The sequence below is a fragment of the Muricomes intestini genome (genome assembly GCF_004346165.1).
Taxonomy (GTDB): Bacteria; Bacillota; Clostridia; order Lachnospirales; family Lachnospiraceae; genus Muricomes; species Muricomes intestini.
Genome location: NZ_SLZZ01000043.1, coordinates 1 through 7,930, shown reverse-complemented (window position 1 = coordinate 7,930; position 7,930 = coordinate 1). Strand labels below are relative to the sequence as shown.

The window sequence follows — 7,930 nt, the reverse complement described above, 5'->3', positions numbered from 1 at the left end:
GTCCGGCAGGGGCGACAGGCCCTACTGGCCCCGCAGGAGCAAATGGAGCAGCCGGCCCGGCAGGGGCGACAGGCCCTACTGGCCCCGCAGGAGCAAATGGAGCAGCCGGCCCGGCAGGGGCGACAGGCCCTACTGGCCCCGCAGGAGCAAATGGAGCAGCCGGCCCCGCAGGAGCAACAGGAGCAACCGGCCCGACAGGGGCAACAGGAGCAATCGGTCCGACAGGAGCAACAGGAGCAATCGGTCCGACAGGAGCAACAGGGGCAACAGGGGCAACTGGTCCGACAGGAGCAGGAGCGATTATCCCCTTTGCCTCTGGTTTACCCATTGCCCCAACCTCTGTTGCACTAGGGCTTGCTGGCTTGCCAGGTATTATAGCTTTTGGAAACAGTACGACTCTGCCAAACGTTCTGGGAGCTACGATTGACTTGACTGGTGCAGGTGGGTTACTGGCAAATATGGCATTTTCTGTACCAAGAGATGGAGTGATTACAGACATTGCAGCATATTTTAGTGTTGTAGTGGGACTTAGCTTACTGGGCACAGATTTGACCGTTCACGCTCAGCTTTACCAATCAACAACACCAGACAATACTTTTTCACCTATTGCAGGAACCGATGTTACCCTTGCACCAAGTTTTAGTGGAATTATTAGTGTTGGGGATATAGCCTCTGCGACTCTTTCCGGATTAAATGTTCCGGTAACGGCAGGAACAAGACTTCTGATGGTATTTACTTTAACTGCCGGAGGTGTTTCGCTCCTCAATACACTGACAGGTTACGCCAGCGCTGGAATTAACATTAGCTGATTTAAAATACTTGCAAAAAAATTATGTAAGGCTGCTTTATCAGCAGGCAGGGACCTCCCGTTTAGCGGGAGGTCCCTGCAGAGTGTATACAAAACGGGGCTGTACATCTTTTTTCTTCCTCTGGATAAGAAGAAGCAGCGGAAAATAGAACAATTCCGGTCTTTATATAATCTTAATGTCATGTGGGAAACCATAATACTATGGTAATTTGTCCGATGCTATACTATAACTTAAGGTAATTTATTCAGAAAGGAGGCTAAATAGGGATGGCAATTCATCAAATCGATTCCGAATATTCGCCTGGGCGGCTTTCTGCTCCTCCCGTTGAAAAAAGGCGCGGCAGGCTGAAAATTTACTTCGGTTATGCAGACGGGGTCGGCAAGACCTGTGCCATGCTGCACGACGCTCATGAAGTAAGAAAAGACGGCATTGATGTTGTTGCTGGGTATATCGAACCTCATGACTGGCCGGAAACGGCGGCTCTTTTGGAAGGGTTGGAGCTCTTGACGCCTTTGGAAGTCTCCTATAAAAGCGCAATTTCTAAAGAATTTGATCTAGACAGGGCAATCCGCAGAAAACCGGAGCTTATTCTGATAGACGAATTAGCCCATACCAACGCCGAAGGCTGCCGCCACAAAAAAAGGTATCAGGATGTAGAAGAACTGCTGTGCGCGGGAATTGACGTGTATACCACGAACAACGTGCAGCATATCGAAAGTCTGAATGACGTTGTGGCGTCTATCACAGGCATCGATGTTAGTGAACGCATCCCGGACAGTGTATTTGACAGTGCCGATCAAATTGAGCTTGTGGATATTGAGCCAGATGAACTAATTGAACGCCTGCATAAAGGAAATGTTTATCAGGAAAGGTCCGCGCGGAATCTTCCCACTATTTTTACCAGAGAAAAGCTAATCGCACTGCGTGAAATTGCACTGCGGCGCGCCGCAGATCAGGTCAACCGGATTTCTTTGCAGAATTGTGAGCAGATACAAAACGGCGGCTCTTATGCCAATGAGCATATCTTGGTCTGCCTGTCGTCGGTGCCCTCTGACGCCAAGGTAATTCGCACGGCTGCGAGGATGGCAGATGCTTTCCATGGTACGTTCACTGCACTCCATGTGGAAATGCCGGAAATATCAGCGGCGGCAAATAACCAGACACAGATTAATGAACACTTAAGACTTGCCGAGCAGCTTGGCGCTCAAATTGCCACCGTGTATGGAGAAGATATCCCCGGACAGATTGCGGAATACGCCAAGGTGAGCCGTGTTTCAAAAATCGTTATGGGGCGCTCCAATCATACAAACAAATGGTTTTCAAAGCCTACCCTCGTGGACAGGCTTTCTACCCTTGCACCTAATATAGACATTTATATCATCCCGGATTCTCAGTCCTCCTTCCATTTGGGACTGCCTAAATATACAAAATCTGTTAAGTTTTCATTAGCGGATTCCTTGAAAACGATAGGGATTTTTGCTGCCTGCATGTTGATCGGGCTGTGGTTTAATTCGCTTGGTTTCAGTGAAGCAAATATTATAACGGTCTATATTTTGGGTGTACTGATCAATTCCGTCGTGACAAGGGGCCAGATATACAGTGTAATATCATCTGTTGTGAGTGTGCTGGTATTTGACCTTATCTTTACCGAGCCTTATTTGCAATTTCGGGTATTTAGCGGGGGCTATCCGGTTACCCTTCTGGTTATGCTTGTGTCTGCCATTATTACGAGCACGCTGACCAAGCGGGTCAAAGAGCAAGCGCGGCAGGCTGCGCAAAAAGCCTACCGTACAGAAGTGCTTCTGGAAACAAGTCACAAGCTGCAGCAGGCCGGGGATGAATTAGAAATTTTGAGTGAAACGGCGCAGCAGATGGCCAAGCTGCTGGATAGAAGCATCATTTTTTATTCTGTACAAGAAAATGCTCTGTCTGAGCCGATGGTATTCTTAAAGGAAGGCTCGGCGGCAGACACGCAAGTTTATTTCAGAGAGGATGAACGCTTGGTAGCTGAGTGGGTTTACAAGAATAATAAGCGGGCGGGGGCTACTACAGACACTCTTTCTGCCGCAAAATGTCTATACCTCGCGGTGCGGGGAAAAGACAGGGTTTTTGCAGTTTCGGGAATTGTTATGGAAAAAGAAGCACGGTTAGGGGTATTTGAAAAGAGCTTAGTCATTGCCATGCTTGGAGAGTGCGGCCTGGCACTGGAAAAGGAATGGCTGAACGAAACGAAAAAGCAAATCACCATGCAGGCACAGCAGGAGCAGCTCCGAACCAATCTGCTCAGGGGAATCTCCCATGATTTACGCACCCCGCTTACTAGTATTTTAGGCAATGCGGGTATTCTCGTAAGCAATTCAGAAATTTTGAATGAGGAGCAGAAAACTGGTCTCTACACCGATATCTATGACGATGCCACATGGCTGATTAAACTGGTGGAGAACTTGCTTTCCATTACCCGGATTGATAATGGGACAATGAATTTGGATTTGCAGCCTGAGCTTCTGGATGAGGTAATCGAAGAAGCGCTGCTTCATGTCAGCCGAAGAAGCGCGGAGCATGTGATAGAAACTATTCTCGGCGATGAACTTCTTATGGCAAAAATGGATTCCCGCCTTATTGTTCAAGTCATTATCAATATCGTAGACAATGCGGTTAAATATACGCCGGCAGGTTCTCATATCACAATTTCGGCAAAAAAAGACGGACAATTCGCCCGTATTGAAATAACCGACGATGGTCCCGGTATCTCGGATGCAGCAAAAACGAAATTGTTTGATATGTTCTTTACAGCCGATAATATCAGCGCAGATGGCCGGCGTGGGCTTGGATTAGGGCTTACCCTGTGTAAATCAATTATTACCGCCCATGGCGGCACGATATATGTAAAAGATAATACTCCGCAAGGTACTGTGCTTGGATTTACCTTGTTGGCAGAGGAGGTAGATGTTCATGAATAAACCTATGATCCTTGTGGTGGAGGACGATAAAGCCGTCCAAAAGCTGATTACTACAACGCTGGAAACACAAGGGTATCAATACCATACGGCTGCAACGGGCGAAGGTGCGATTTTTGAGGCGGTGTCCCAACAGCCGGATATCATGATTCTAGATTTGGGGCTTCCCGATATGGACGGCGTGGATATTATTAAGAAGGTTCGCGCATGGTCGAATATGCCCATCATCGTTGTCAGCGCCCGCAGCGAGGACCGTGACAAAATTAATGCGTTGGATGCCGGTGCGGACGATTATCTGACAAAGCCATTCAGCGTCGAAGAACTTCTGGCACGGCTCCGGGTCAGTCTGCGCCGGGTACGATATGACAGTGAAAAGCTGCAAAAGGATGCGACGGTCTTTATCAATGGAAATTTGAGGCTTGATTATGCTGCGGGGTGTGTGTGGCTTGATGACGAGGAAATTCACTTGACGCCCATGGAATATAAACTCTTATGTCTTCTGGCGAAAAATGTGGGAAAGGTTTTAACGCATAACTATATCCTCCATGAGATTTGGGGGAATTACTCCAACGATATTCCGGCTTTGCGCGTTTTCATGGCTACTCTGCGCAAAAAAATTGAAAAGAGTACATCCCAACCCAAATATATCCAAACACATATTGGCGTTGGCTATCGAATGCTCCGGGTAGGTGAAGACGGAAAATCCGTTTGAAATTTGCAGTATTATCTTAATGCGGTCTTAATGTGCTCATAGGAACCCCTAACACAATGCTAATGCCATAAATGATATATTAAAAGCGTTCCAGCAAGGAGCAAGTATTTTTGCATTGTGCAAAACCGGCAAAGGGGTGTGATGATATTGACAAATAGATGGCTCAGTCCGGGCAGGTTTCTGGTTTTAGGATTTGCTGCTGTAATTCTGCTCGGAACGATATTGCTGCTTTTACCTATTTCTGCGAACCCCGGCGTTACGATTCAACCTGTGGATGCACTGTTTACTTCCACAAGCGCCGTTTGTGTGACGGGGCTCATTGCCATCGATACGGCAGATCATTTCAGTGTGTTTGGACGAACTGTAGTTGCTCTATTAATCCAAATCGGGGGGCTGGGAATCACTTCTATCGGCGTTACATTCATTTTACTGGCTGGGAAAAAGATTGGCCTAAGAGAGCGTATACTTGTGAAGGAAGCCTTAAACCTGGACACCCTAAAAGGCATAGTGCAGTTGGTAAAATCCGTTATGCTTGTGACGTTAAGCTTTGAGTTCGTAGGTATGGCGCTCAGTTATATTGTGTTTTCACAGGATTATCCGCCCTTGTCGGCGTTAGGAATCAGCGCTTTCCATTCCATAGCGGCGTTCAACAACTCGGGGTTTGATATCCTCGGCGGATATCAGAATTTGATTCCCTATCGGGACAATGTGTTGCTGAATCTGACGACATGCGGACTGATTATCTTCGGCGGTTTAGGGTTTTATGTCATTCGGGAGATATTGCATAAGCGCTCTTTGCGAAACCTGAGCATGAATACAAAAATCGTTCTGACGATGACGGTATCCCTGCTGGCTATTGGTACGGTCTTATTGAAACTTACGGACGATGTAACATGGCTGGGCGCTTTTTTTCAAAGCACTTCTGCCAGAACAGCGGGCTTCAGTACGTATGCGCTTGGAGACTTCACCACTGCGGGACAATTTGTTTTGATTATCCTCATGTTCATCGGTGCTTCGCCAGGTTCAACGGGTGGCGGTATCAAGACAACAACCACGTTTACCCTGCTAAAAAGCCTTTTCGCGTTTTCTACCAATCGAGATTGCACTGCATTCCGAAGAAAAATTCCAAATGAAAGCATTATGAAGGCGTTTATCGTTACAGTTCTAGCGTTTATCGTTGTATGCTTCATGACCCTTTTGATCTGCATTATTGAACCGCAGTTCACCTTCATGCAGGTGCTTTTCGAAGTGGTGTCGGGATTTGGCACGGTCGGTTTGTCAACGGGCATTACACCAGATTTGGCAGACCTCAGCAAAGTCCTTTTATGTCTGACCATGTTTATCGGCCGGCTTGGGCCGCTCACCATGGCATGCATATGGGTATACCAACCTTCATCAAACCTTTCTTACGTGGAAGAAAGAGTAACCATAGGATAGGAGAATCATTATGTCGGGCTATAAATCAAGTATCGCTTTCGGAGTTATAGGGCTGGGCCGTTTTGGGTTCGCCCTTGCGGAGACACTTTCTGATAATAGGAAAGAAGTAATCGTGCTTGATAACAATGAGAGCAAAGTTAAGCAAATTCAAGATAAAGTACAGCAAGCCTTTGTGATTGATCAACTGGACAAACCAACGTTGGAGGAGGCCGGAATACAGAATTGTGGCACGGTCATTGTATGTATCGGCGAACATATTGAAGCCAGTATCCTGACGACGCTCAATGTGATCGAGTTGGGGGTTCCCCGCGTCATTGCAAAGGCGATCAGTGCGGAGCACGGACGGGTACTCCAAAAAATCGGGGCAGAGGTGGTTTATCCTGAGAGGGATCATGCCGTCCGTCTTGCCAATTCGCTGACAACGCCCAGGGCCTTAGACTTTATCAACCTTTCAAATCAATATGCGATTTCAGAAATCAAGCTGACCGATAAGCTGCACGGGAAAGCCATTCTCGAACTGAACTTTCGGAATAAGTTTGGTCTCAATATTATTGCAATTGTCAGACGAAATAAAACTATTGTTGAAATTTCTCCTGACCTTCAATTAAACACAAATGATTTGATCGCTGTTGTAGGTACAAAGGATAGCATTGTGAAATTTGAACGGTATTTGATTTCGTGACACGGCGGAAAAGGGGTATTTCTGCCGTTGAGATTTCTTTCAAATATGGCGGAGAATGAAAATAGAGCTTCAAACAAAGTTACAACGGGAAATAAAGAGCACAGTATTTTGCGTAGCTGGTTTATCTTTCATCATGGTTGGTTTCTTTGTTATTGCAGACAAATGCGACCTTTCCATAATTTTGGGAACCATCGTAGGTAGCGCTGCTTTCACAGGAGGCAGAAAAATTCCGCATTGACAATTGTTTATTTGCAGTGCATAATATAAATGAACAATTCATTCAGGAAGGAGCGGAAATTTTGGACACGCGAATTAAAGCAATTGTGGAGGCCGCAACGTTATTATTTTTACGTCAAGGTTATGCCAGAACACAGATCAGCCATATAGCAAAAGCCATAGACGTTTCTGTGGGAACCATTTACCATGACTTTGCAGGAAAAAAAGAAATCATGCATTTTGTTTTGAAATGCACGATTGACCCGGACTTCATAAATAAGGAATTTGAAAGACCTATTACAGATAATTTATTTTCGGGTGTGGAAAATGAAATTGTATCTTTGCTTGAACAGTCACAAAGCGACTTTGCAAAACACCTTGAAAACGACATTGAAAGTTATAGCTTTGAAGCTTTAATTTCGGACGCATTTGACATTCTTGCCCGGTATGCCGCCGGCTGTTTATTTATTGAAAAAAATCAATTTGAATTTCCGTTCCTGGCCAAACACTACAAGGCATGTCGCAGGAAGTTTCTTGATACAATGTCAAGGTACTTAACAATTTTCATTGACAATGGTACAGTACGGCCAATGGAGTATTTGGAGTTGACCACTACCCTTATCATTGAAATCCTTACTTGGTGGGCTATGGATAGAAGGTATACATCTTTTGAAACCTCTGATATTCCTTTGGAATTGGCAAAAAAAATCTGTGTGGACAATATCTTGTCTGCATACAGAAGCTAAATTAGCGGGCCATGTAAGCCCTCTAATTTTTATGGAAGACATGAATGAACAATTCATTTATTGAAAGTGAGGCAAATTATGACGAAAAGAACAATTACATTAGGAATGGCTTTTATTTTATCTTTATTCGCGTTTACTGGCTGCTCAAATTCTAAGTCCTCTCAAATGGCGAATGAACTTCGATTTTCCCTTAAAGAAATATCATCCCTGACGATTTCCTACGATGAAGAAAGAATTACTTTCTTTGAAAATGATGGTGACGACCTTGTGATTAAAGGTAAGCGATGAATAACACAGCGCATAGACTTTCCCCATCGCTTACATTTTTGTGAAAATTTTAAACAGTTAGGGCTGGATGATCTTCAACCGTT

At 45.3% G+C, this 7,930-nt stretch carries 7 protein-coding genes (1 of these 7 cut by a window edge); all 7 read left to right on the top strand.

Annotated elements, in window-relative coordinates; genetic code table 11:
• A protein-coding gene (locus EDD59_RS16835; RefSeq protein ID WP_132384002.1) for an exosporium glycoprotein BclB-related protein crosses the window boundary here: on the top strand, positions 1-809 show its 3' portion. It extends 559 nt beyond the left edge of the window; the window shows 809 of its 1,368 coding nt (coding positions 560-1,368); its start codon lies off the left edge, out of view; it ends in the stop codon at positions 807-809.
• 266 nt (positions 810-1,075) lie between these two features.
• Entirely contained in the window at positions 1,076-3,769 is a 2,694-nt protein-coding gene (locus EDD59_RS16830) for an ATP-binding protein (RefSeq protein ID WP_132384000.1), read from the top strand.
• Positions 3,762-4,478, top strand: coding sequence for a response regulator (locus EDD59_RS16825; protein ID WP_132383998.1), 717 nt, complete (start codon positions 3,762-3,764; stop codon positions 4,476-4,478). The genes EDD59_RS16830 and EDD59_RS16825 overlap by 8 nt, the downstream gene beginning before the upstream one ends.
• Before the next feature lie 141 nt (positions 4,479-4,619).
• Positions 4,620-5,915, top strand: coding sequence for a TrkH family potassium uptake protein (locus tag EDD59_RS16820; RefSeq protein WP_132384010.1), 1,296 nt, complete (start codon positions 4,620-4,622; stop codon positions 5,913-5,915).
• A 10-nt stretch (positions 5,916-5,925) separates the two neighbouring features.
• Positions 5,926-6,597: a potassium channel family protein gene (locus EDD59_RS16815; RefSeq protein ID WP_132383996.1), complete on the top strand. Its 672-nt coding sequence runs from the start codon at positions 5,926-5,928 to the stop codon at positions 6,595-6,597.
• 299 nt (positions 6,598-6,896) lie between these two features.
• Positions 6,897-7,559, top strand: coding sequence for a TetR/AcrR family transcriptional regulator (locus EDD59_RS16810; RefSeq protein WP_243117473.1), 663 nt, complete (start codon positions 6,897-6,899; stop codon positions 7,557-7,559).
• Between the two features lie 78 nt (positions 7,560-7,637).
• Positions 7,638-7,847, top strand: coding sequence for a hypothetical protein (locus tag EDD59_RS16805; protein ID WP_132383994.1), 210 nt, complete (start codon positions 7,638-7,640; stop codon positions 7,845-7,847).
• Positions 7,848-7,930: the final 83 nt, after the last annotated feature.